We start from the raw sequence: 24,362 nt of genomic DNA on the forward strand, positions 1-24,362 counted from the left end.
ATTGAACAATCCAAGATTAGACAGTTCATGCTTGAGCAAGAAATCTATCCTCTAGCCTACACACGGCTCTTGCATTCGTGACACCTAGCAACTAAGTTGCGGGGTGAGTTAACTTAAAGGTTAATTTTGCAACACAAAAAAGGAAGCCAGTCGTCGTTACCTGTGGGACTAGGCCTGATTAAAGCTAAAGATGGCCGACAGATAGTGGGGATGGACAGGGTAGTGAAGATTTATGAGGATTGGCGGGCTAAAAAGCCTGCTGATTTTGCAAAGTTGGACACAGCCTTTGATCGCTGGCTGAATTTCTATGACCTGACCAAGAGCCAGTTTAATGAAGAAGGTCGCCATCATGTGGGTGACAAAGGCATTAGGCTTGCAGCTTTCAAAGGGGGTGGGCTCCGCTTTTATGGTGTGACAACCAATATAAACGGAACCGAAACTTTTTTGGTCTCTCTAGTTGATAAAAACAAGCAGTCGAAGAAGGCTAGGATGCCAAGCCTTCAGCTGGCTGCAGAGAGAGCGTCAAAGTTTCTATAATTATCGTTGGTGTGAGGAATGAAATGAAAAATTATGATCCTATGGGCGATATTCTTGCTGAACTCGATGCGCTTGAGGAGGTGGATTCCAAAAAAGCAGCATTCATCATTGCTGAAGAGAAGTTCCAAGAAAACGTGCGTGCGGATATCGATTGGCTGCTTAAAGTGAAAGGAGTAAGCCGAAAAGCGCTGGCCGAAGAGCTCGGGGTCTCTGCTGCCGCCGTCTCTAAGATGCTTGGAAAACCCAATCTTACTCTGAAAACGATTGCTAGGATTTTCAAGGCAGTTGGGGAAGAGTGTGAGTTAAGTTCCCCGACGCTCAAGGATTTGAAGGTGAAGGCATCTTTCAAGCATTGGTTTCCGCTCACTGCTAGAGATGAAGGTGAGATGAGAAGCGTTTCCGAGAGTAAGCCTGGGTGTGGGAAAACTGTTGTTCCTGCATTCCATCTGAATCTTGATTCGGAGAAACGTGAAGGTTCAGCATGGAAGGTAAAGACTACTAATGACAATGTAAGGCTTGCTGAGCTTGCCGAGGCAATTGTAAATGGCTGAAAAAACAAAAAAAACAAAAAGAAATAGATCTAAAGAAAAATCTCCGCTTTCACTGAAAGACCTTAATGGCGATCAGGTAAAGGTTTTTCAGGAGATATCAAAGAGTGCCGACTTGCTTCAGGTTTTGCTTCTTGAAAGTCATTTCCAGTGCAATCATGCGGAATTTAGGTCTGGTCAACAAAACAGCAATCTAAATTTTACGTATGGCTATACTGTGAAGGAGAAGCGGTACATCTCAGAAAGTGGTGATGGTTGGATTATTTTTGACTGGGAAGTTGTTGCCACCAGGGTGGATGAAGATGAAGAGTGTAAGGCGGCTGAAATGACCAGTTCGTATGCTGTTCATTACACGGTTCCTGTTGATAGTGACGATGAGATTGTGGACCTCTTTTTAGTTCATGTGGGCAAGGTGGCTTGCTATCCATATTTCAGGAACCAAGTGTCGCAGAAATCTTGGGAGTCAGGTTTGGAACTCCCAATTCTGCCTGTTATTAGTGCATGACAAATATAACAGATAACATCATCTACCGCGTTCTTGGCGCGGATGAATGGGCGGAAGCGTTAAGTACGGGTCAGTATGACGGTGCGCCGCATGATATTGCCGATGGCTTTATCCATTTCTCAACCCGCGATACGGTGGCCGCGACCCTTGCCCTGCATTATGCCGGGCGGGATCATTTGAAATTGCTGCATGTCCCGGTTGATCCGATCAAGGCCAAGCTGAAATGGGAGCCCGCGCGCGGTGGCACGCTGTTTCCGCATTTGTATGATGTGCTGTCGGTTGAGCATGTCACGCGCGTTGATGACGTCCGCCTTGATGAAGACGGTGTTCACATCCTGCCCGAAGATTTGCGTTAAACATCCGTGCGCGCGGTTTACATGCCGCGCGGCTTCCAAAGATATAACCGCCCGCCGCTTTTCTTGGAGCCGGTATCAATCACGCCGGGGATCTTCCCGGCGCGCACGGCATTGAGGAACGCGTGGCCGAGTTTGACCTTGTCACCAATATAAAGCCCGTCCCAGTCGTCCCAAAAGATTTCATGGAAATGAAAAGGGCCGGGGCTTTTCGCGGCAAGGGTTTCTTTCAGTTTATCGATATCAAGTTGTGTCACGATGAGTACGCTTATCGAGACTTATTCTCTCTGCCCGGAAACCCACCAGTCATGCATGGCGAGAAACATGACTTTGAGTTCACAGGCTCGTTTCGTGGCGCTGTATTCAACCTTTGGCGGGATTTCGGCATAAACCTTTCGTTTGACCAGCCCATCCTTTTCCAAAGCACGCAATTGGTTGGTCAGCATGGTTTGTGTGATGCCATCTATCATTTTGCGAAGCTCATTGAACCGTTTCGTTCCTTTGAAAATCAGAATTTGCAAAATAATCAGCTTCCACTTTCCGCCGATCAATTTTGCAATATCGGGCATGGGGCATAGATCAAGATCTTGATTTTCATATTTTTTTGGTGGCATTTGTCGGCCTGATATTCAGTCTAAAAAAGATACTAACTGTTTTATATCATACAATATCAGAAAATTCTGCCTACTTGTGAAATCAGATATGAGTTCACAAGCTGTCAATGTTCCATATTTTTGAAAAGGGTTGAGATATGACAGAGCAGAATTACCAGCGTGACATTACGGTCAGAGCCTCTGCGTCGGAAGTGTATCGGGCTCTTACCAGCGGATATGACAAATGGTGGACATCTCCCGATCATAATTTTGTCAAGCCGGGTGATCAGGCAACATTCACTTTCCCACCGGGCAAAACGTTCTGGACTTTCGAGGCGGAGGAGCTTGACCCTTATCGCAAGGTCGTCTTGCGTTGTGTAGATGCATGCCATCTTCACGAGGGAATGCCATCAGCAATCGAAAAAGAATGGATCGGGTCCAGCCTGCAGTTCCGGATTGATGAAGCTGACGGGGAATGCATCATTCATTTTACGCATTTCGGTCTTGTTCCCGGCCTTCATTGCTATGACGTTTGCGAGGAAGGATGGGATCATTTCTTTGTTGGCAGTTTGCAGGCATACCTGAATTCAGGACAGGGATACGCCCACGGTGCCGCAGAGTAACGCGTCTGTAAGATATCGGGAAAATGGCTCAGGAAATGATGGCTCCGGCCCCCAAATTCAAACAGCCCGCCGGGGAAAGGGCGGGCTGTTTTTGCGTGGCACAACAGGGGGGGGGGGGATGGTGCAGCGGACCTACACCAGTTCTGCCAACGCAGAGGCGTTGAAATCTTCAAGCTGATCAAAGGCGCCGTTTTTGACCTTGCTCGGCCACTGGGCATCGGTGATCAGCGCACGGCCAACCGCGATCAGATCAAACTCGTTCTTTTCCATGCGCGCGATCAAATCATCGAGGCTAGATTTCTCGGAGGCTTCGCCGGAAAACGCACCGATGAAGTCCGATGACAGACCGACAGAGCCGACCGAAATCGTCGGTGCCCCGGTCAGTTTCTTCGCCCAACCAGCAAAGTTCAGGCCCTTTTCGCCGTCAATCTCGGGGAATTCCGGTTCCCAGAAACGGCGTTGCGACGCGTGGATGATATCAACACCAGCTTCGACCAACGGGGCCAGCCAATCGGTCATTTCATCGGGGGTGTAGGCAAGGCGGGCGGTGAAGTCCTGCTGCTTCCATTGGCTGACGCGCAGGATGATCGGGAAGTCCGGGCCGACGGCCGCGCGCATGGCCGCAACCACTTCGCGGGCAAAGGTTGAACGTTCCTTGATCGTCTTTCCGCCAAAGCGATCGGTGCGCAGATTTGTGCCGGACCAGAAGAACTGGTCAATCAGATAGCCGTGCGCCCCATGAATTTCAAAGGTATCGAAGCCAGCATTCTTGGCATCCAGGGCGGCCTTGGCGAAGGCTGCGATGGTATCCGCAATATCGGCATCACTCATGGTGTTGCCGCGCGGATCATCCGGGCCGACCAGCCCCGACGGGCTTTCAACCGGCGCATCCGGTTCCCACTCATCCGGGGTCCGGGTGGAGCCGGTATGCCAGATCTGCGGGCCCATTTTACCACCGGCCGCATGCACGGCATCGGCAACCGATTTCCATCCGGCCATGGCGGCATCCCCATGGAACAGCGGAATGTGCGGCGGGTTGCGCGATGCCGGGCGATCAACCACAGTGCCCTCGGACAGGATCAGGCCAGCACCGCCTTCGGCGCGTTTGCGATAATATTCCGCATTGGCCGGGCCCGGAATGCCGTCCGGCGCCTTGTTACGGGTCATGGGCGCCATCACGATGCGGTTGGGCAGTTCCAGTGTTTTCAGCTTGAAAGGCTGAAACAGAATATCTGTTTTCGTCATCACGGAATTCTCCGGTTCATGAAAGTCTATGATGGCAACTAGATATATGTTATATACTTGGTGTCAATCAGGCACCTTGAGGTAACCAGGTATACTCGAGGAAACTGCACATCTCTGGTTGAGGCTGTCGGAAGGCGATTGGAAAGTGATTGGAAGACGCGCTGATGAAAGAATGTTCGATCGAAAAATTTCATGCCACATGCCCGTCGCGTGAACTGTTTGATCAGATCGCCGACAAATGGTCGATGATGATTTTGGCGGTTCTGGCCGACGGGCCGCTGCGCTTTAACGCGATCAAGCGCGGGCTTGAGGGCATCACGCAAAAGGCCCTGACACAGACGCTGCGCAAGCTGGAGCGCAATGGCATTGTCGCGCGTAATGTGATTGCGACATCCCCCGTGGCCGTCGAATATGAAATCACCCCGCTTGGCCGCAGCCTGATCGAGCCGTTCAAGGCGCTCTATTACTGGACGCGTGAAAAAATGCCCGAAGTCGAAGCCGCACGCGAAGCATTTGACAAGCGCATGGAAGAGAAAGTCTGAGCCACCTTTGCCTGCATTGATCCTTGCTCAAAACCCGCCAGCCGCGTAAGACAAGGACATGTCTTTACAAGCACGGAGTGTGACGCGTGGGGTGGTATAAGTCACTGGTTTTGCCGATTGTCCGCTGGATCGATGCCGAGACCGCCCATGGTCTGGCCATCTGGGCGTTGAAAAACAATCTGGTGCCGCGCGATGATGACGCGACGGACGCGACCCCGATCCTCGAGACCGAGGTTTTCGGCCGCAAATTCGCCAATCCCGTCGGGCTTGCTGCCGGGTTTGATAAAAACGGCGAAGTGCCCAACCAGATGCTGTCGCACGGCTTTGGTTTTGTTGAAATCGGCTCTGTGACGCCATTGCCGCAACCGGGCAACCCGAAACCCCGTCTTTTCCGGCTGTATTCCGACCGGGCGGTGATCAACCGCATGGGGTTCAATAATGAGGGTGCTGAGGCCGTTGCCAATCGCCTGCGCAAACGTGCACGCCGCGGCATCCTTGGTGCGAACCTTGGCAAAAACAAATATTCCGAAGATGCCGCTGATGATTACGCCAAGGGGGTCGAGGCGCTTGGTCCCTATGCCGATTATCTGGTGGTCAATGTTTCCTCGCCCAATACACCGGGCCTGCGCGCTTTGCAGGGCCGTGCCCCGCTTGAAAAGCTGCTTAAGGCCGTGATCAAGGCGCGCAATAGCTTTGCCAAGGGTGTGCCGGTGTTGCTCAAGGTCGCACCGGACCTGACCGAAGAAGACAAATCCGACATTGCCGCCGTGGTGACCAAGGTCAAGCTTGATGGCATGATCGTTTCCAACACCACGATTGATCGGCCCGTCGGGCTTAATTCCTATGATCAGGATGAAAAGGGCGGTCTGTCCGGCCCGCCTTTGATGGCACCTTCGACCAAGGTTCTGGCCGATTTCTATCGCCTGACAGAGGGCAAGGTACCGCTGATCGGTGTTGGCGGCATTGCATCGGGCAAGGATGCCTATGAAAAGATCCTCAATGGCGCATCGCTGGTGCAGCTTTATTCCTCGCTGGTCTATCACGGAGTTGAGCTGGTCGCGGACATCAAGGAAGACCTGTCACGGCGTCTGCGCAAGGATGGCTTTGCCAATGTCGCGGATGCGGTGGGGGCGGCCTTCCCGGAAATTTCGGGCAAGAATATTCCGGTCGATGAAGCCCGTGCCGCGCGTGAGGCCGAGGCCGCCAAGAAAAATTGAGCCTGTGGTTCGTGGTTTCGCCCATGCCGATATCCCCCAAGGCAATTTTTATCTTTAAACAGGAACACCCGAATGCAAACCGCCTCCTATGAAATGATCAATGGTCTGTCCGAGGTGATTGGCAAATATGATGCCGTGATCCTTGATCTGTGGGGCGTGGTGCATGACGGGGTGACACCCTATCCAAGCTCGATCGCCGCGATGACGGCGCTTAAGGAAGCCGGCATTCCGGTTGCCCTTCTCTCCAACGCCCCACGCCGGTCCTCGGTCGTGATCAAGCGTATGGAAGATATGGGCATTTCGCGTGATCTGTATGGTCCGGCAGTCGCATCGGGCGAGGTCGCCTATGCCCAGCTGGTCGCGCGCTCTGATCCCTGGTACGCCAAACTGGGGCGCAAGGTGCTGATGGTCGGGCCGGTACGTGACATGTCGATGTTTGAAAAGCAGGATGTCGAAATCGTCACCGAGGTCGCAGATGCGGACTGGGTTCTGGTCACCGGTCCGAACGAGGATCATGATCCGGTTTCGAAATACGAGGACCTTCTGCATGCGCTTAAGGCCCGTGACCTGCCGGTGCTGTGTCCGAACCCGGACCGCGAAGTGATCCGCGGTGGCAACCGTATCATCTGTGCCGGAGCCATTGCCGGGCGCTATGAAGAACTGGGCGGTAATGTCCGCTGGGAAGGCAAGCCATTGGCAAGTGCCTATGATTTCTGCCTGCAGGCGTTTGACAAGGGCCCGGATGCCAAATTGTTGGTCGTGGGTGACAGCATTTCGACCGATATTGCCGGCTCCAACAATGCCGGTCTTGACGTTGCCCTCGTCACCGGCGGTATCCATGCCGATGAGCTCGACGCCCCGCGCGGCACCCTGCCGGAACGCGAAAAGCTTGATGCGCTTCTGGCCGCCACGGGTCGTCACATCACCTATGCGATGGGGGATTTCTGCTGGTGAGCGCACTACCTTCGGTTTAACTATCGAGGGTAGGGGGCTTGGTTTGACTTTGTAATCTTTATTTCAAGGGTATCTAATTTCCTCCTGTCTAATGAAATATGGAGGAAGCAATGCCGTATTATCTTGTTAATAAAAACGCGCAGGCAGGCGGGGAGCATGAAGTTCACGAAAGTAATTGCTCGTTTGTTCCTGATTTCTTGAACCGGCAAGATATTGGACTTCATGCAACGTGTAAGGGAGCTTTGCAGGCTGCCAGGAAGTACTATGATAATGTTGATGGATGTTATTACTGTTGCAATGATTGTCATACTCGCTAACAGGCAAAGATCCCCGCTTTCGCGGGCATGACTGCGTTGCCTTTCCGGCATGCACACGCAGAATCTAGACCCGCAACGGCATTACAGGCTTCTCGATTGCCAGGTAATCAGTTCTTCGCTGCCACTTTGCTTTCACGGAAGATGACGAACAGGCCACTGGCGGTAATGATTGCGGCGCCGACAAAGGTCAGCATATCGGGCGTTTCGCCCCAGAACAGCCAGCCAAGCGCGGTGGCCCAGATCAGCGCTGTGTAGTCAAACGGTGCCACCGTGGGCGCCTCGGCAAACCGAAACGCCTGGGTGATCATGGTGATCCCGACCGAACCAAAAGCAGCAATCGCGAGGAACAGCCAAATGTCCTCGGCCCGGATGGCCGTCCAGACAAACATCACCGGAATGCTGGTCAGGATCGCGCTGGTCAGGCTGAGATACAGCAACAGCGTCCACATGGTTTCGCGCGTATCGACAAAACGTGCGCTCAACATCAACAGCGCATAGGCGAGTGCGGTGGCGATGGGCAGCAGCGACATGACTTCAAACGTTGCCGCCCCCGGCCGGACAATTACCAAAACACCCAGAAAACCGACACTGACGGCAAGCCAGCGCCGCCAGCCAACCCGGGCAATGAAAATTGCCGAAAGGGCAGTGATGAAAAGCGGGGCGACAAAGGCCAATGCCGTTGCCTCGGCGAGCCCTAGGTGATGGATGCTCGTAAAGAACATCACCGTGGCGGCAATCCAGATGACGCCACGCATGAAATGCACACCTACCCGGGTCGAACGCAACCCGCGATAGCCGCCCATCTTAAGGGCGAGCAGGAAGGCAAAGGGCAGGGCGATCATGTTGCGCAGGAAGATGATCTGGAACGGGGAATAATGATCCATCAGGCTTTTGGCCAGCGCATCATTGATACAAAGCGCTGCGACCCCGCCACACATCGTCATGATGCCGGCAAGGTTGTTCTGGCGTGAAGGCGTCTGGCTGGCCAATGGGGATTCCTGCTTTGTGGTGGTGCGCATTTCCACCTTTAGGGCAATTGCGATGATGTGACCAGAAAAGAAGCTGGGCGGTATCGGTTTAACGGCATCTGCCCACGATTTCACGCCGATGACAAACTTAATTGAGAGTACTTCGCAAAACCGATTGACATTGAAGGCGGGATCGGATTTGTAACGTTACGTTATAACATTACATTTGTGATTGAGGAGTTCACAATGACCCAATCGGTTTTGCGTAACCTGTATGTATCCGCCGGAATTCTCGTTCTGGCGATGACGACAGGATTTTCTGCGCCTGTAATGGCTGCGGCTGATGATGAAATCCTTGATATTGCCAGCCCGCTTGAAATTTCCGGGCTTGATCCGGCCAAGTCGGGATACGTTTTTAGCCGCATGCAGGCAGCTGAAACTCTGTTCACCGTTAACCGTCAGGGTCAACTGGTGCCGATGCTGGCAAGCGACACCCATGTCAGTAAAGACGGGCTGGTCTGGCATATTGAGCTGCGTGATGGTGTTGAGTTCCATGACGGTAGTGCCATGACGGCGGAGGTCGTGGCAGGTGACCTCAAGCGTGCGTTTGATCGCCCGGGTGTTCTGGGTCGTGCACCGATTACGGGGATTTCGGCGGAAGGTAATGAAGTCGTCATTACCCTGTCAGAGCCGTTTTCCATGTTGCCGGCCTTTCTGGCCCATTACAGCACCATCATTCTGGCACCGAAATCCTTTGATGAAGCTGGCGATGTTACTGCGATCATTGGGACTGGTGCCTATCGCGTGGATGACGTGATCCCGCCGTTGCGTGTCGAGATGAGTGCCTTTGAAAACTGGTGGAATGGCAAGGCAGAGATTGAAAAGGTCAGCTACCTCGCTGTTTCGCGTGGGGAAACCCGTGCGATGATGGCGCAAAGCGGAGATGCAGATCTGGTTTTGTCTTTGCTGCCGGTTGCGGTCAATCAGTTGAATAATGATCCATCGGTCAATGTCGAGATCGCGACCATTCCGCGCACCCGTCTTTTGAAATTCGATGTGTCAAAGCCGTTCTTTGATGACGTGATCGAACGTCAGGCTCTGAGCCTTGCGATCGACCGTAAGGCGATTGCTGCTGTGGTCATGCGCAATGTTGATCTTGCGGCAACCCAGATGTTCCCGCCATCGATTGTCGGCTGGAACAATCAACAGATCCCGGCTTTTGAATTTGATCCGCAAAAGGCGCGCGATCTTCTGGCCGAGGCAGGCTGGGTCGAAGGATCGGACGGTGTTCTTGAAAAGGATGGCACGCGTTTCTCAATCACGCTGCGTACCTATGCCAGCTGGCCGGACCTTCCGTTGATCGCGACCGCGCTTCAAAGCCAGTTGAAGGCGGTGGGTATCAATCTGGAAATCTCCGTTGGAAGCTATACCGAAATTCCGTCGGGTCATGCAGATGGCAGCCTTGAGATCGCGCTGATCACACGCAGTTTCTCGATGGTGCCTGATCCCTTGGCAACCGTGATGGCCGATTACGGTCCCGGTGGCGCAGATTGGGGGGCGATGAACTGGAACAATGACGAGGCCGCCGATCTTCTTGCCGCACTTGGTCGCACGACCGACAGTGCTGTCCGCGCTGATATGCAAAACCAGCTAACATCGATCCTGCAATATGAGTTGCCGACCATTCCAGTGGTCTGGAGCGAACTGGCTGTGGCGACAACGGACAAGCTTGAAAACCTGTTTGTCGACCCGTTTGAGCAGAACTACTACCTGTCTGACCTGCGGTGGGTAAAATGAAGCAACTGATAGCAACCCGTTTGTTGCAGCTGGTTGCCGTTGTCCTGATTGTCGGATCGATCAGCTTTGCGCTGATGTATTTCCTGCCGGGTGATCCGGCCTTGCGCATTGCCGCAGGTCGCTATGGTCCCGACATGATGGATAATGCGATATCGGATATGGTCCGGCTTGAGCTCGGCCTGGATCAGCCGGTGATCGTAAGGTTCCTGAGCTGGATGGGCGACCTTGTGCGTCTTGATCTTGGCCATTCGCTGGTGTCTGGTGCACCGGTTACCCATGAAATTGCCTTGCAACTTGGCTATACCCTTTGGCTGGCGGCGCTTGCCTTTGTGCTGGCGCTTGTGATCGGCCCGCTTGTCGGGGCGATTGCCGGGTTGTTCCCGGCATCAATCTTTGATCGGGTCAGTCTTCTGGTTGCGGTTGCCTTGCGCGCCGTGCCGCCCTTTGTACTGGCGATTGTTTTCATGATGGTGTTTGGCGTGACATTGCGCTGGTTCCCGACCGCCGGATTTGGCGGCTGGAGCAACATGGTCCTGCCATCCCTGACACTGGCACTTGGTCTGGCGGCGATGTCATCAAGGGTGATGCGCGACGCTATGAGCGAAGTGGCGGCAAGTCCGTATTTTGCCCATGGCCGCTATAAGGGGCTGTCAGACCGCACTGTCGTGATGCGCCACGGCATACGAAACGCGTCGTTACCAGTGGTGACCTATCTTGGTTTGCAGATGGTTTATCTGGTCGAAGGCGTGGTGGTGGTTGAATCCATCTTTGCCTTTCCGGGCATTGGTCATGCGCTGGTCCATGCCATCATTGCGCGTGATGTGCCGATGGTGCAGGGAACTGCGCTGGCGATGGGGGGCTTGTTTGTGCTCCTGAACATCATTGTCGATCTGATGTGTTTGCGTCTTGATCCCCGTCTGGGTCGGAGGGCCGCATGAAAACAGCATCTTTAACCCACTTGCCGGTCGAACTGCGCGATGGTGCCAAGCCGGCCTTCTGGCAGCCGGTGCGTATTGTCGGTGCGGCGATCCTTCTGGCCCTTTTGGCGTTTGCCTTTGTCGGGCCCTTGGTGATCGGGGCCGATCCGCTTTATCAGGATTATCTTGCCGTGCTTGTGGCGCCGGGTGATCCGGCTCACTGGTTGGGTACGGACCATTTCGGGCGATCCATGGCCGCACGCCTGGTGCACGGGGCGCAGCTTTCCTTTGTCATGGCCTTTGTTACAGCACTGAGTGCCGCTGTGCCGGGCATTGCTCTTGGCATTCTTGCTGCCAGCCGGGGTGGTTGGGTTGAGCGCGGGCTTGTTGCCCTGTCTGACATTATTCTGGCTTTGCCAGGATTGTTGTTGGTGCTTTTGTTGATGGCGTTTGCACCGGGCAAGTTCGGACCACTTTATCTTGGTCTTGCGCTTTATCTGTGGGTGGAGTTTTTCCGCGTGGCACGGATTGAAACGGCGCGTGTTCTGGCCTTGCCATGTTGCGAAGCCACCCGGTTGCTGGGCTTTGGGGCGTTTTATGTGTTTGGCCGGATCGTTTTGCCGGCACTTGCGGGGCCGATGATGACGCTGTTTGCCTTTGCCATGGGCTCGGCGATCATTGCGGTTAGTACATTAAGCGCCATTCATGTCGGGCTTCGTCCGCCGACCCCGGAACTTGGCGCGATGATTGTCGAACTGATGCCTTATTACAGCGAAGCCCCGCTTCAGGTTCTGATGCCTGCAGGCGTGATTTTCCTGCTTGTGCTATCGCTTCAGTTGCTTGCCGGGAGGAAAAGCTGATGAGTTCTGAAATCAGACTGGAAAACCTCAGCATCAAGACCCGCGATGGTACGGTTCTGGTGCGTGATGTGTCTTTTGCGTTTGGTTCGGGCAATCCAATCTGTCTGATTGGGGAAACCGGATCAGGCAAAAGCCTTGTCATGCATGCGGTGATGGGAAGCCTGCCGGATGAATTGATCTGCGAAGGGGCTATCTTGCTGGATGGTGAAAACCTGCTGGCATTGTCAGCCGCAGAACGCCGGGCATTGTGGGGGCGGAAATTCTCGCTGCTGCCGCAGGAACCGTCGCGATCGCTTGATCCGACGATGAATATCCGATCGCAAGTCGCCGAGATTTATCCGGCCTTGCATCGGGTGTCATGGAATGACGCCAAGACCCGTGCGATGAAGGATTTGCAATCGGTGGGGCTTGATCACGCGGCCAGATCATTTCCGTTCGAGCTGTCTGGCGGCATGGCGCAGCGTGCGTCAATTGCCATGGCGCATGCGGCGGGAAGCATGGTGCTTCTGGCGGATGAACCGACCAAGGGGCTTGACCGTGCCCTTTGTGACGTTGTCGCCGGGATGATCAATCATGAAGTATCGCTTGGCCGTACGGTGATGGTGATTACCCATGACCTTGAACTTGCCATGCAGACCACGGGCATGATCGGCGTCATGCGCAATGGTGTGCTCGTGGAATTGGGCAAGGCCGATAGCGTGCTTCATGCACCAAGTGACCCATACACCAAGTCGCTTGTCGCGGCCCTGCCCAGTCAGTGGGATGCGTCTTCGCAAAACACGCATGAGCCCGGAAAGCCGGTGATTGCAGCCCGCAGGCTTGGCAAGTCCTTTGGCGAGAAGGCGCTTTTCAAAGAGCTTGACCTGACATTGCGATCTGGCGAGATCACGGTTGCGCTGGGGCCAAGTGGCTGTGGGAAAAGTACGCTCGGCAATATCCTGCTAGGATTGATCAAGGCCGATTTCGGTACGGTCGAAAGACCGGGAAATCTGCCTTCCTTCAAATACCAGAAAATCTATCAGGATCCGCCAGCTGCCTTCATTCCCCATCAAACGCTTGGCGATGCCTTTGCCGACTTGCGTAAATGTCATGGCATTGATGGTGCGTCGATCAACCGGATGCTTGAGGGGCTGGGGCTTGAGCCCGGATTGCTGGCCCGTCGTCCCGATGCGATTTCCGGCGGGGAGCTGCAACGCTTTGCCATTGCGCGGGCCTTGTTGCTTGAACCTGCAATGCTATTTGCCGATGAAGCAACATCGCGCCTTGATCCGGTCAGTCAGAAACGGGTGATCGACCTTCTGGTCGCACAGGTGCGCGACCGCAATCTGGCCTTGATGCTGGTGACCCACGATCATGTCCTGGCAAACAAGATTGCCGATCACGTGATTGATCTGGGCTCTTTGCCTGTCAACGGGGATCAAAGGACTGCTGCCTAAAATAGCCCAACTTGTTAATGCATGACCAAATGCAAAAACGCCGCCCGAAAACGGGCGGCGTTTCGCAGTTTGATCGACATTGAGGAGACGATCATACGGATCATTTAACGGCAGATCAGAGCGCCATCTTGCGGTTGGCTTCGATATAGATCTCGCGCAGGCGTTTGGCGACCGGGCCCGGTACGCCTTCGCCAATCGGCTTGTCGTCGATTTCGACCACCGGGCAGACAAAGGCGGATGCCGAGGTCGAGAAGGCTTCAGCCGCGTTCTGGGCTTCCTCCACGGTGAAGTGGCGTTCTTCGACCTTGAGCTGCAGTTCTTCGGCGCATTTCAGAACCGATGCGCGGGTAATGCCATGCAGGATGTCGGTCGACAGTTCGCGGGTGACAATCGTGCCGTCCTTGGTGACGATATAGGCGTTGTTGCTCGACCCTTCGGTGATGAACCCATCCAGCACCATCCAGGCATCATCCTTGCCCTGTGCAGCGACGTCGGTTTTCAGAAGCGACGCATAAAGCAGCTGCACGGTTTTGATGTCCGAGCGGCGCCAGCGGATATCGGGGAAGGTCATGATCTTCTGACCGCGTTCAGCCAGGGGCGAGTTGATCAGGGATTTGCTTTGGGTGAACATCACGATGGTCGGCGGGGTGGTTTTCGAAATCGCGAAATCACGATCACCGGCCGAACCACGCGAAACCTGCAGATAAATCAGGCCTTCGGTGATGTCATTGACCTTCACCAGTTCGCGGTGCGCTTCAAGAAGCTGGTCGATATCGGGTTTGAAATCGAATTTCAGTTCCTTGAGCGAGCGTTCCAGGCGCTTCATATGACCCATAAAGTCAATCAGCTTGCCATCAAGGACCGAGGTCACCTCATACACGCCGTCGGCGAACAGGAAGGATCGGTCAAAAATCGAAATCTTTGCTTCGGTTTCCGGCAAAAACTCGCCGTTCACATAAACAGTGCGCATGGTAACTTTCCTGTCTGACAAGCGGATCTTTTGCGATCCGTTCTGTGTGGATAAAGCGACGTTCCCAAAGGTCAGCCTTGCGAGGGGACCCTATTTAGATCCATGGCGACCATCTGTTTTAACGTTTCAAGAGTCTCAAATATCACAGTGCGGAGCAACCTGTCGTGCAAAAGCTCTATATCGTGCGTGTAAAAGGTGAATTGTTGCTTCTATGGGTGGGGAACAAGGTAATTCGAGTATTATATGGTCCGCATTTTGCGGATTTATTCGCAGATTATTCGATTTCATCTTTGTGGTGATTTTCTTTTTGACCTTAACATAGGTTGAGGTTCTATCGTCGCGCTTCAGAGGAACAAAAACGTCTTTGAAACGGATGGAGCCCTGTGATGAACAGCCCGCAACCAATCGCCGACGAAGTGCTGGTCGCCAATGACCGCCATGGTCTTCAGGGCCGCATCAATGCCAGTTGGGCAAAGCCGATCCGCGCGCCGGAGCCCGAAGTCGATCTTGATGCCTATTTCGACCGGATCGGCTATGAGGGCCCGCGCACGGCCACCCTTGATGTGCTTCAGGCGCTGCATGCCCTGCATCCGGCCAGCATCCCGTTTGAGGCGATTGACGTGTTGCTGGGCAAACCCATCAGCCTTGCGCCAGCCGATATTGACCGCAAACTCATTCATGAAGACCGCGGCGGATACTGCTTTGAGCATAATTCCCTGTTTGGCCGGGTTCTGCGCAGTCTGGGGTTTGAGGTCGAAGCCCTGGCCGGTCGGGTTTTGTGGGGTTATGGCGCCGATGAATTGCCACGTCCGCGCTGTCATATGGTCAACCGGGTGACAATTGATGGCGAGGCCTGGCTGGCTGATGTCGGGCTGGGAGGGTGTGTGCCAACAGCGCCGCTTTTACTCGGCACCACTACGCCACAGGTCACAGCCCATGATAGCTATCGCGTGATCACGCTCGCGCATGGCTACCGCCTTGAGCTTGAACGCGATGGTGTCTGGAAACCGGTGCAGGAGATCGATTTCGCGCCGGTGGCGGATATCGATTTTGATGTCATGAACTGGTATGCCGCGCACCATCCCGAAGGCGGCTTTAAAACCGCCCTGATCGCTGCCAGATCCGCCGTATTTGCCCGCTTTACACTGCGCAACAACCATCTGTCCATTCGTCTGGTCAGTGGCGAGGAAGAACGACACACCCTGTCGGTCGACGATATTACCCAGACACTTGACGATATATTTGGCATCACGCCCAAGCCGGAATGGCAAAAGGTTTTCGCCAAATTGACATAACAGCATAGCGAAATAGCACCGGAGCCTGCGGACGATTGTGCGGTGTTCGCGGGACTGGTGTTATAAAGGCCATGACAGGGCTGCACCCCTGTCATGGCCTTTTTTTGTTGGGGTATCATAGATGACGGTCATATTTTGCAATTGATAATGACTATCGGTATTAATATAACGCGGAGTTGATGCCATCGATATCGTTCAGGACACGTATGCTGACCCAGGCCGAATTATTGACAATCTATGATGAGAACAAGGAGGACCTGACACGGTTTTCCCGTTCTATTGTCGGTGATTGGCCACTTGCCGAGGATGTCTTGCAGGAAGCGTGGATGAAGTTTTTGCGCGCAGCAAACTCCCACCATCTTGACGAGCCGGTCGCTTACCTCAGAACGATTGTGCGGAGCTTGTCACTGGATGCGTTGCGCCGTATCAAGCGCGACAACCTGGTTATGGTCGGAACCGATGCCGAGGCGTTTGATCCCGAAGACGATAAGACACCAGGGCCGGAACAAACCGCCATTGCGCGACTTGAATTTGAACGCTTGCAAACCATTATCGACGAACTTCCCATCAAAACGCGCCAGGCGCTTGTGCTGTATTGGCAGGAAGAAAAGAACCTGCGCGAGATTTCCCAAACCCTTGGTGTATCACTAGGGCAGGCGCATAGTCTGATCAAAAATGGGGTCGAACACTGCAAACTTCGAATGCGGCCAGCAGGAAAACAAAATTAGTTTGAACATTCATGCGGATAACAGCGTCAGTAAACCAGAGAGAGATTTTGCGCGGCAATGGGACAAGTCGGATCAATGATCGACATTCTTGAAGAGTTCGGAGAGCCAAGAGATGCTTCCGACTGGCTGATCGCCTTGCGCGAACAGCCAGATGATCTTGTATTGCAGCAAAAATTTGAGTCTTGGTTGCTAAGCGATCCGGAAAATGTCACTGCCTGGCAGGAAGTCAACCGGCTGGGGGCTATGCTGGGTGACGTGAAGCAAAATAGGACCCCGGACAAAGGCCTGACTTCCCATCGAAAATCAAGAATGCATGCGACAGAGCATCATTCGGGACGTATGCATCAAACTACCGCTCGGATAGGTGGTTTCGGGCGCGCTATCCGGTCACGTCGTTATGTGGTCGCCTTAAGTGGATTGGCTGCCTTATTGTTGGTGGTGATCCTTGGCGGGGTGTCAGAAACCGGTTCAGAGCATTTCTATGAGACCGGTACAGCCGAAACCCGCACAATCACGCTTCGCGACGAAACCCGTATTGATCTGGCCCCCGATAGCCAACTTGAAGTCGCTTACACTGATGATGTTCGTCAGGTGATTTTGCACACTGGCAGGGCCTTTTTTGACGTTACCCCGAACCCGGATGTGCCTTTTATCGTTGATTCGCGTAACTCGTCTGTAAGGGTTTTGGGAACGGCGTTTGAGGTCAGCACAAATGCCAATACTGATGCGGTTTCGGTCGCCGAAGGTCGGGTGGAAGTCACCGACACGAATACCACTTATCAGGCCAATCTGACAGTCGGTGATCAGGTTGTTTTGACAGCGGGGCATGAATTGCAAAAAGGCACAGTGCCGTTAGAAGCGATCTCTGCCTGGCGTCGTGGCATGATCGTTGCTCATAATGATCGCCTTGGTGATCTTGTCGCGCAAATATCGGATTACTACACCGGCTATGTCTTTGTGCATGGCGACCATTTGGCCGGTATGGAGATTTCCGGGGTGTTTGATGTGTCTAAGCCTGAACGTGCCTTGGACATCATCGGGCAATCGCACGGGGTGCAAGTTCGGCACGTCACGCCATGGGTCACGATCCTTAGCGAAAACTGAGCCTTTTCAAGGGTTCAGCATTTTTCTGAAACTTTTTTCAAAAAAGTTTGAACATTCCCGCAATTGGCGGCGTCATTGAAACAGAAGTTAATGCGACTGATTGCTATCCGCAATTAGTTTGCCTGTTTCAAATGGGGGATTATGATGATGACGAATATGACGCGCGTCCGGGGGGGAGCACGTTTTGGCGTTCCTGCGTTCAAGGCATCTGTTGCAGTTGCTGCGTTGATGGTTTTGGTTCAGCCAGCGGATGCACAGCAGGTCGAAGTCGCGCAGGTCCAGTCCGAAAAAAGCTTTGATGTTCCGCCTCAGGCCTTGTCAAACGCGATCAATCTTTTCGGTTTGCAGGCTGGTACGCAGATCTCGGTCAATCCGTCATTGCTTGACGGGCTTCAAACCGCAGGCGTTTCCGGGGCGATGTCAGTGGATGCGGCTCTTGAGATTTTGCTAAGTGGTACCGGACTTTCCTGGACCAAAAGCGAAAATGGCATCGTGATCGTTCGGGCAGCAGGTGACAACGGCACGACCTTATTGCCGTCCATCGTGATTACCGGTGAGAAGATCCAGCGTAGCTATCTGGAGACACAAGCAAGCGTCGGGGTTGCGACAGGCGAAGATATCCAGACTTATAAGCTTGATGAAGCGGCCGACGTTTACAACACTATGGCCAACGTCCGTTATTTCCACAGCGGTGGGAATAAGGGGATGCAGATCCGAGGCGTGAGTGCTGATGGTGTGTCAGAGCCGGAAAACGCTGCGCCGACTATCGCGGTAATCATTGATGGCGTTGCCCAATCGTCCGAAGCGTTGCGCCGTGGTTCACGCGGAACATGGGATATGCAGCAAATCGAGGTGTTGCGTGGTCCGCAATCAACTGTGCATGGCCCGAACGCGATGGCCGGTGCGATTGTTATGGAAAGCAACGACCCGACTTTCCATTGGGAGGGCGCTGCGCAAGGTGTTTTAGGCACGCAGGATCGTACTGACGGTGCAGCCATGATTTCCGGGCCAATTGGTGATCAGGTTGCTTTTCGACTGGCAGCAGAAGCCCGCGAGCAAGAAAAGGACATTACCCAGGCCAAAGGCGTAGACAATGTGCTGAACGATGACAAATATCGCTCTATGCGTGGTAAGCTTCTGATTGAGCCAGAAGCAATTGAAGAACTGACCATCACCCTGATGGCGAACGATGTTTATGATCAGCCAGCGGTCTCTGCTGTACTTAATCCGTTCTTTGATCGCACGTTTGATTCCGGTACCCAGTCAACCGAAGAATTGCGTAAAAACAACGTCAATAACTACAGTGCAAAAGTAGATTACGATCTGAGCGATGACCTGACCCTGACATCGGTAACCAGCAAACAGGATACCGATATGACGATCGAAACTGCGCCGGGGAATGGGTATTTCATACGAGATGACAATCGTGAAGACGACAATTTCGAACAGGATTTGCGGCTGGTTCTTGACGGGGACGAAAAACTGAGCGGCGTCTTTGGTCTGTACTATGCCCACAAGGACAATTCATCGCTTTCCAGTATTGAATTGCCGACCTTTGCTACAAATGTTGAGGCGCAAGCCCGCAACGAAGTTCAAACCAGTGCGGCTTATGCGAACCTTCGTTACAAGATTGGGAACGGATTTACCTTGATCGGCGGTGCGCGTGTTCAAAAGGACAAAGTCGCGAACTTCATTGACCGGGATGTAACCGGTGCCGTTAACACGAATGGATTTGACATCACCTTTACCAAGGATATGGATGTTGAAAACAGCTATGTCGCGTTCTTGCCGACTGCGGGCGTGGCTTATGATGTGACCGAAAACCAGACAGTCGGGTTGACCCTGTCACGTGGCTATCGTCAGGGCTTCAGCCAGGTGGTCGAGGAAACCAACACCGATGTCCGTGAAGTCAAGCCGGAATATGTCTGGACGACAGAGCTTTCCTGGCGAGACCAGTCGATTGACAATGTCAGTTGGGGCGCAAACCTGTTCTATAACCGGTATCAGAATCAGCAGATCACGATTTCTGATAATAATGTCCTGAATTCCTATAACGCAGATGGTTCTTATTCCTTTGGGGCGGAGCTTGAAGGCCGTGCTGATTTTGGCAACGGGCTGAGCGGGTATGGCGCACTTGGTTTTTTGAAGACGGAGCTTGGTCAGCTTGACGCATCATCTTGTGCAAGCAGCAGTTGTGAAGGCAATGACTTCCCCGAAGCACCGGCACTGACCGCATCCGTTGGTGTGACCTATAAACATCAGTCCGGCTTCTTTGTATCTTCTGATGCCAACTATACCGGAAGCTACTATTCCAACTCGTCTCTGACCAATGATGAGGACCAGAATGTTTCTTCGTTCTTCCTGGCGAACGCGCGGGCTGGTTACGCGTTTTCAGGCTTTAGCCTGACTGCTTATGTCGAAAACATGTTCGACAAGGACTATATCTCCAGCGTCAATTCGACAGGTACACGTGCGAGTATCGGTGATGGTCGTACCTTTGGCATTCAACTGAATGCAAGTTTCTGATTTCTCAGGTTGTTGATGATATGCCGGGGCAGGTTTCCTGTCCCGGCTTTTTGGGGTTGGGTTCATGCCTGAATGGCTCAAGGCAATTTTGCGTCCGGTCTATTTTCGTGTTCTGCATTGGCGGGGCAATCCCGGCATGGAAATGCACGGCTTCAGGATTACGGACATCGTCCATGAGTATGGCGATGTTTTTTCCTTTGTCCTGAAAGGGGATGAAAAACCCGATTTTGTCGCCGGGCAGTATGCTCATGTCATTCCGCCCAAGGCGATCCGCGATCATAATCATGTTCGGCATATGTCATTTGCCAATGCCCCGCACGAAGACCAGACAATCATCAGTATGAACGTTTCCTCGGGATCGCACTTCAAACGCAAATTTGCCAGTGCGTCACGGGGCGACCGGGTCAATCTGTTTAAGGTCAGGGGAACGTTCTGTCTTGATTCTGAGGGCGATATTGGCGGGCCGGCGCAACCGGTATTGTTTATTGCCGGCGGGATCGGGATCACGCCGATCCGCGCGTTGATCAGCGACCTTGAATATCGTGGAAAGCACAACTGGTCACTGATCTATGCCGGGCGCGGGTATCTGTATCGGGATTTTTGGGCGCAATTCAGGGACCAGGTAGCGCTGACCCGACGAGAGACCCTGTTTGATGAACTGGGCAAAGCCGTATCACGCGCGCCGCAGGGGGCGCCGATCTATCTGTGCGGTTCGGATGACTTCATTTCCAATGTTCAGGTCTGGCTTCTGAGGAACGGCGTTTTGGCCGATCAGATCCATGTCGAAAATTTTGATCATTAGAGATAACGATGACAGAGAAATTTGAACGCAAGAACCTGTTTCAGCTTTGTCTTCCACTGTTCCTGTTCGGGGTTATGGCCATTGGTGTTAGCTTTATCGATACGATGTTGTTGTCGAACAATTCTGATGACCTCGCCGCCTCGGTCAGCATGGCCAACCAAATCCTGGGCGTTGGCTATGACCTTTCGGGATTGATGTCGATCGGGGCCTTGATCCTGATATCGCAATATCTTGGTCGCAATCAGATCGAAGATGCCCGCATGATTGCTCAGATCGGCTTTATTGCCAGTATTGTATTGGGCATGATCATCGCTGCTGTGCTGTCTGGCGGGGCTGTTTTTTATGCTGACTGGATCAATACGCCGCCGGAAATTCTCGGTGACGTCCTGATCTATGTCTACAGCATTTCAATTGGCATGATTTTCTATGGGTTCATCAATACTGCCATTGCCGCTTTGCGCGGTTTTGGCCGAACCATGGAAATTCTTTGGTTCGGACTGGTCGGCAACGTTGTTTATCTGGCGTTGGAATATGCCCTGATCTATGGAGCGTGGATATTTCCTGAATTGGGGATATATGGTGCGGCCTTGGCAACGCTTGTCATCAGGACCTTGAAAGTTGCGCTTCTGATCTGGCTCTTGAAATGGAAGCTCGGCTTGTCGGTTTTCCATATTCCGCCGGGGCTTTGGCAGCAAACCAAGCGTATTTTCAAACTGTCCTATCCCAGTGTCAGCGAAGCATTGGGCTATCAGCTTTATCAGCTTTTTGTCGTCTCCCTGATTGCTGGCCTTGGTGTCGCGGCAGTGTTGACCCGTTCCTACTCCCTGACTCTGACCCAGTTGATGGCGATGATTACACTTGTCATTTCCTATGGAAATGAGGTGCTGGTTGGCTATGACAAGGGGGCCGAAGACAACCACCTTGCCTATCGCCGCGGACTAAACACCGCACTTGGAACGGCTGCGGTGATCATGGGGATTTCCGTCCTGATCTGGGTTTTTGCCAATCCATTACTCGGCCTTCTGACCCAGGATGCGGCCATTATCAGTGCATCACAGGAAATCCTGATGCTGCATATCCTGCTCGCACCGTTTCAGGTGATCAATCTGATCTTGTTCAACTCGCTCAAGGCGGTCGGTGATGTCAATCGGCCGGTGATCATAAACCTGTCGATCACCTTTGCTATTGCCATCCCGCTATCATGGCTATTTGCCAGCCATCTCGAATATGGAGTCAAGGGGCTCTGGTATGCGCTGATCCTTGAAGAACTGACCAAGGCGAGTGCGATGTTTCTTCGGTGGCGTTATCGGTCATGGCAGCGGTTGCATGTTCTGGACGAGGATGTCCTGCAATCCGAGAAGAAGTGACCCTAAAACCGCAACATTAACCCGTGTTTCTCGACAAGTTGGGCGTAGGTACCTGATGATTTGACCTCTGCCATCGCGGTGTTGAAACGTTTCAGCAATGCGTCGGTATCGGGATAGGTTTTTGATGTCATCAGATGCAGGCCCGCGCCGTCAATCAGCGGGTTCTCAAGCGTATAGAAGTTCGCAGCCTCTTCGGGCGGGAACAGTTGACGGATCTGATACCACCCCAGCGTGGTTGCCCCGGGAAATAGATCGATCCGTCCGGCTTTGAGGCGTCTTAAATTCTGTTCTTCGGAATGGGCGAAATCGACATCAAGGCCGGCTTCTTCAAACCAGCTTTCATAATAATAGCCATGAACTCCGCCAATTCGAAGACCTTGAAGGTCGGTTAGGTCTGAATAGTTATATCGCGGTTTGACACCAGCAGCGTCGTAGGCAAAGAAATGGGAGTCAGCCAGGTATATTGTGTCTGAGAAGGCGAAACTCCGTTCGCGAACATCTGTTTTAAGGTAAGGGATGGCACCCCAGGCATTATGGTTTTCGACTTCCTGTTCGCAACGGCGCCAGGGCATGATGTCAAAGCGGAATTTTACCCCCATCTTGGCCGCGATTTCCGCAAACAGTTCTGGCAGGAAGCTGTTTTCAACATCCTCGTTGATATAGGGCGGATAGATGTTGGTCGCGATCACGATCGGTTCCTGCGCCTTTGTGCTCAAAGGCAACAAAAGCAATGTCAGGGCCGCAATAATAAGCCGGTGAAACAAGGCCGTCTCCGGTGCCGAAAAAACAGGGGATATGTTTCATATGGCAAGCGGATCGGGATTGTTAAGGGGCTGAGATGCGCAAAGGTTTACTAATTGGTTTTTGCATTCGCTTCCTGCGTGAGTTTTTCCATATAGCTCAACAGATCGGCGATGGTTTCCGGGGTAAAGGAAAACTCCGGCATGGTCATGTTGTCATGCGAGACCGTAATGCCCTCGGCCAGTGCTTCTTCAAGGTTTTCGAGCGGCCAGCGTTGCCCGAAGCTGGCAAGGGCCGGTGCGGTTGTTATGTTCGGGTCGGGAAGGGGATCGCCTTCGAACTTGGTGTGGCAGCGCAAGCAGGTCTGTTCGGCAATCGATTGACCGCTGGTGACATCACCATATTCTTCGCCCTGATGCGCCATATAGTCACCAATGCCCCACATGCCCAAGGCAACAATCCCGGTCACAAGAATGACAAGGCTGGTTTTCTGCATGGTGCGCTCCCCAAAGGCGTGTTGGTCGGTTGTCAGATGATCGACCTGTATAGCAAGGCAAGGTAACGAATTTCCTAAGGCATGGTCGTTGCTTTTTGATGGCGTTATGAATAAAATAAAAAACGTCATACTATTTTGATCTGTTTCATTCAGGGGATACGGGAATGAGAAATTCACCGCTTTACGCATTTGCACTTTCGGTTCTGATCGCGACGCCTGCACTGGCACATACCGGGGCCGGGACGGTTTCCGGATTTGCATCGGGTTTTGGCCATCCGATGGGCGGTCTGGATCATTTGCTGGCCATGATTGCGGTTGGTATTCTGGCCTCTCAGCAGGGTGGCAAGGCGGTCTGGCTTCTGCCGGTTTCCTTCGTGGCAATGATGGTCGTCGGCGGAGCCTTTGGCGTTGCGGGCGTTGCCATGCCGTTTGTTGAGCTGGGCATTGTTGGCTCGGTGATTGTTCTGGGATTGGTTATCGCACTTGGAAAACATATACCGACGGGCGCTGCGATGGCTTTGGTTGGTGTGCTGGCGGTTTTCCACGGTCATGCGCACGGCACCGAAATGCCGGTTGATGCCAGTGGCATTGAATATGGCGTTGGCTTTGCGATCGCCACGGCCATTTTGCACGCAGTCGGCCTTGGGCTTGGTCTTGCGGTTAAAAAGATGGCCGAGAAAGTCGCACCTGTCGCTGTCCGCGTCGGTGGCGGCGTAATTGCGGCTGCGGGTGTTGCGCTTATGGCTTCTTAAATACCGAATTTTAAGTGTAGTGCTTCCGATCGATCTACATCGGACGCGTTTAAAAAAGGGGGTGGATGTTATGTCACCCCCTTATACATTGAGAGGCACGAACATTTGGTATGATGTTCGTGCCTCTTTTCATTTGGGAGCCTGCGTATACGCAGGCTCCCGGATCCGT

At 53.2% G+C, this 24,362-nt stretch carries 26 protein-coding genes; 19 read left to right on the top strand and 7 right to left on the bottom strand.

Going from position 1 to position 24,362, the window contains the following annotated elements:
* The first annotated feature begins 222 nt into the window (after positions 1–222).
* From ACXAIA_RS17470 to ACXAIA_RS17485, 4 genes are read left to right on the top strand one after another with little or no spacing between them, the layout of a single operon-like run.
* Complete coding sequence (locus ACXAIA_RS17470; protein WP_475350466.1) at positions 223–537, top strand: hypothetical protein; 315 nt, start codon at positions 223–225, stop codon at positions 535–537.
* Between the two features lie 23 nt (positions 538–560).
* Positions 561–1,088 (top strand): hypothetical protein, encoded by a 528-nt coding sequence (locus ACXAIA_RS17475; RefSeq protein WP_475350467.1) that lies wholly within the window; start codon positions 561–563, stop codon positions 1,086–1,088.
* Positions 1,081–1,590 carry a hypothetical protein gene (locus tag ACXAIA_RS17480; RefSeq protein WP_475350468.1) on the top strand — a complete coding sequence of 170 codons (510 nt, stop codon included), beginning with the start codon at positions 1,081–1,083 and terminating at the stop codon, positions 1,588–1,590. Before ACXAIA_RS17475 ends, ACXAIA_RS17480 begins: the two co-directional genes overlap by 8 nt.
* Positions 1,587–1,946 (top strand): DUF952 domain-containing protein, encoded by a 360-nt coding sequence (locus ACXAIA_RS17485; protein WP_475350469.1) that lies wholly within the window; start codon positions 1,587–1,589, stop codon positions 1,944–1,946. Before ACXAIA_RS17480 ends, ACXAIA_RS17485 begins: the two co-directional genes overlap by 4 nt.
* A 17-nt stretch (positions 1,947–1,963) precedes the next feature.
* Here the strand turns inward: ACXAIA_RS17485 and ACXAIA_RS17490 are convergent, their stop codons facing one another.
* Both ACXAIA_RS17490 and ACXAIA_RS17495 read right to left on the bottom strand, forming a co-directional pair.
* Positions 1,964–2,200, bottom strand: coding sequence for a DUF1413 domain-containing protein (locus tag ACXAIA_RS17490; RefSeq protein ID WP_475350470.1), 237 nt, complete (start codon positions 2,198–2,200; stop codon positions 1,964–1,966).
* 21 nt (positions 2,201–2,221) lie between these two features.
* Complete coding sequence (locus ACXAIA_RS17495; protein ID WP_475350471.1) at positions 2,222–2,512, bottom strand: winged helix-turn-helix transcriptional regulator; 291 nt, start codon at positions 2,510–2,512, stop codon at positions 2,222–2,224.
* A gap of 182 nt (positions 2,513–2,694) precedes the next feature.
* Here ACXAIA_RS17495 and ACXAIA_RS17500 point away from each other — a divergent pair, with 182 nt between their 5' ends.
* Positions 2,695–3,159: an SRPBCC family protein gene (locus tag ACXAIA_RS17500; protein WP_475350472.1), complete on the top strand. Its 465-nt coding sequence runs from the start codon at positions 2,695–2,697 to the stop codon at positions 3,157–3,159.
* 132 nt (positions 3,160–3,291) lie between these two features.
* On the opposite strand, the gene ACXAIA_RS17505 is transcribed toward ACXAIA_RS17500, so the two are convergent.
* Positions 3,292–4,404, bottom strand: a complete 1,113-nt coding sequence (locus tag ACXAIA_RS17505; protein WP_475350473.1) for an NADH:flavin oxidoreductase — start codon at positions 4,402–4,404, stop codon at positions 3,292–3,294.
* 164 nt (positions 4,405–4,568) lie between these two features.
* Here ACXAIA_RS17505 and ACXAIA_RS17510 point away from each other — a divergent pair, with 164 nt between their 5' ends.
* The 3 genes from ACXAIA_RS17510 to ACXAIA_RS17520 all read left to right on the top strand — a co-directional run bounded on the left by ACXAIA_RS17510 (position 4,569) and on the right by ACXAIA_RS17520 (position 7,117).
* Positions 4,569–4,946 carry a winged helix-turn-helix transcriptional regulator gene (locus ACXAIA_RS17510; protein WP_475350474.1) on the top strand — a complete coding sequence of 126 codons (378 nt, stop codon included), beginning with the start codon at positions 4,569–4,571 and terminating at the stop codon, positions 4,944–4,946.
* An 86-nt stretch (positions 4,947–5,032) separates the two neighbouring features.
* Positions 5,033–6,163, top strand: coding sequence for a quinone-dependent dihydroorotate dehydrogenase (locus tag ACXAIA_RS17515; RefSeq protein WP_475350475.1), 1,131 nt, complete (start codon positions 5,033–5,035; stop codon positions 6,161–6,163).
* 72 nt (positions 6,164–6,235) lie between these two features.
* Positions 6,236–7,117 (top strand): TIGR01459 family HAD-type hydrolase, encoded by an 882-nt coding sequence (locus tag ACXAIA_RS17520; RefSeq protein ID WP_475350476.1) that lies wholly within the window; start codon positions 6,236–6,238, stop codon positions 7,115–7,117.
* Positions 7,118–7,541: 424 nt separating this feature from the next.
* Here ACXAIA_RS17520 and ACXAIA_RS17525 read toward each other — a convergent pair whose 3' ends face one another.
* On the bottom strand, positions 7,542–8,453 hold the full coding sequence (locus ACXAIA_RS17525) for a DMT family transporter (RefSeq protein WP_475350478.1): 912 nt from the start codon (positions 8,451–8,453) through the stop codon (positions 7,542–7,544).
* Positions 8,454–8,648: 195 nt separating this feature from the next.
* Here ACXAIA_RS17525 and ACXAIA_RS17530 point away from each other — a divergent pair, with 195 nt between their 5' ends.
* From ACXAIA_RS17530 to ACXAIA_RS17545, 4 genes are read left to right on the top strand one after another with little or no spacing between them, the layout of a single operon-like run.
* Positions 8,649–10,199 (top strand): ABC transporter substrate-binding protein, encoded by a 1,551-nt coding sequence (locus tag ACXAIA_RS17530; protein ID WP_475350479.1) that lies wholly within the window; start codon positions 8,649–8,651, stop codon positions 10,197–10,199.
* Entirely contained in the window at positions 10,196–11,137 is a 942-nt protein-coding gene (locus ACXAIA_RS17535; protein WP_475350480.1) for an ABC transporter permease, read from the top strand. The genes ACXAIA_RS17530 and ACXAIA_RS17535 overlap by 4 nt, the downstream gene beginning before the upstream one ends.
* Positions 11,134–11,976 carry an ABC transporter permease gene (locus tag ACXAIA_RS17540; RefSeq protein WP_475350481.1) on the top strand — a complete coding sequence of 281 codons (843 nt, stop codon included), beginning with the start codon at positions 11,134–11,136 and terminating at the stop codon, positions 11,974–11,976. The genes ACXAIA_RS17535 and ACXAIA_RS17540 overlap by 4 nt, the downstream gene beginning before the upstream one ends.
* Positions 11,976–13,412: an ABC transporter ATP-binding protein gene (locus ACXAIA_RS17545; protein ID WP_475350482.1), complete on the top strand. Its 1,437-nt coding sequence runs from the start codon at positions 11,976–11,978 to the stop codon at positions 13,410–13,412. Before ACXAIA_RS17540 ends, ACXAIA_RS17545 begins: the two co-directional genes overlap by 1 nt.
* A gap of 115 nt (positions 13,413–13,527) precedes the next feature.
* Here the strand turns inward: ACXAIA_RS17545 and ACXAIA_RS17550 are convergent, their stop codons facing one another.
* On the bottom strand, positions 13,528–14,382 hold the full coding sequence (locus tag ACXAIA_RS17550; RefSeq protein ID WP_475350483.1) for a D-amino-acid transaminase: 855 nt from the start codon (positions 14,380–14,382) through the stop codon (positions 13,528–13,530).
* Between the two features lie 386 nt (positions 14,383–14,768).
* Between ACXAIA_RS17550 and ACXAIA_RS17555 the strand changes: the two genes are divergently transcribed.
* From ACXAIA_RS17555 to ACXAIA_RS17580, 6 genes are all read left to right on the top strand, one after another.
* On the top strand, positions 14,769–15,677 hold the full coding sequence (locus tag ACXAIA_RS17555) for an arylamine N-acetyltransferase family protein (RefSeq protein ID WP_475350484.1): 909 nt from the start codon (positions 14,769–14,771) through the stop codon (positions 15,675–15,677).
* Between the two features lie 206 nt (positions 15,678–15,883).
* Entirely contained in the window at positions 15,884–16,405 is a 522-nt protein-coding gene (locus ACXAIA_RS17560) for an RNA polymerase sigma factor (protein ID WP_475350485.1), read from the top strand.
* Positions 16,406–16,480: 75 nt separating this feature from the next.
* On the top strand, positions 16,481–17,509 hold the full coding sequence (locus ACXAIA_RS17565) for a FecR family protein (protein ID WP_475350486.1): 1,029 nt from the start codon (positions 16,481–16,483) through the stop codon (positions 17,507–17,509).
* A 156-nt stretch (positions 17,510–17,665) separates the two neighbouring features.
* A complete protein-coding gene (locus ACXAIA_RS17570) occupies positions 17,666–20,035 on the top strand; it encodes a TonB-dependent receptor (protein ID WP_475350487.1) in 2,370 nt (789 codons plus the stop codon).
* Positions 20,036–20,099: 64 nt separating this feature from the next.
* Positions 20,100–20,837, top strand: coding sequence for a ferredoxin--NADP reductase (locus ACXAIA_RS17575; protein WP_475350488.1), 738 nt, complete (start codon positions 20,100–20,102; stop codon positions 20,835–20,837).
* A gap of 8 nt (positions 20,838–20,845) precedes the next feature.
* Positions 20,846–22,204, top strand: a complete 1,359-nt coding sequence (locus tag ACXAIA_RS17580; protein ID WP_475350489.1) for an MATE family efflux transporter — start codon at positions 20,846–20,848, stop codon at positions 22,202–22,204.
* Positions 22,205–22,206: 2 nt separating this feature from the next.
* Here ACXAIA_RS17580 and ACXAIA_RS17585 read toward each other — a convergent pair whose 3' ends face one another.
* Positions 22,207–22,968: a substrate-binding periplasmic protein gene (locus ACXAIA_RS17585; protein ID WP_475350490.1), complete on the bottom strand. Its 762-nt coding sequence runs from the start codon at positions 22,966–22,968 to the stop codon at positions 22,207–22,209.
* A gap of 89 nt (positions 22,969–23,057) precedes the next feature.
* A complete protein-coding gene (locus tag ACXAIA_RS17590) occupies positions 23,058–23,441 on the bottom strand; it encodes a c-type cytochrome (RefSeq protein WP_475350491.1) in 384 nt (127 codons plus the stop codon).
* A 164-nt stretch (positions 23,442–23,605) separates the two neighbouring features.
* On the opposite strand from ACXAIA_RS17590, the gene ACXAIA_RS17595 reads away from it, so the two are divergent.
* The gene (locus ACXAIA_RS17595) at positions 23,606–24,193 is read left to right on the top strand and encodes a HupE/UreJ family protein (protein ID WP_475350492.1); all 588 of its coding nucleotides are present in this window, start codon (positions 23,606–23,608) and stop codon (positions 24,191–24,193) included.
* Positions 24,194–24,362: the final 169 nt, after the last annotated feature.

This window comes from Thalassospira sp. ABL2_045, assembly GCF_056161285.1.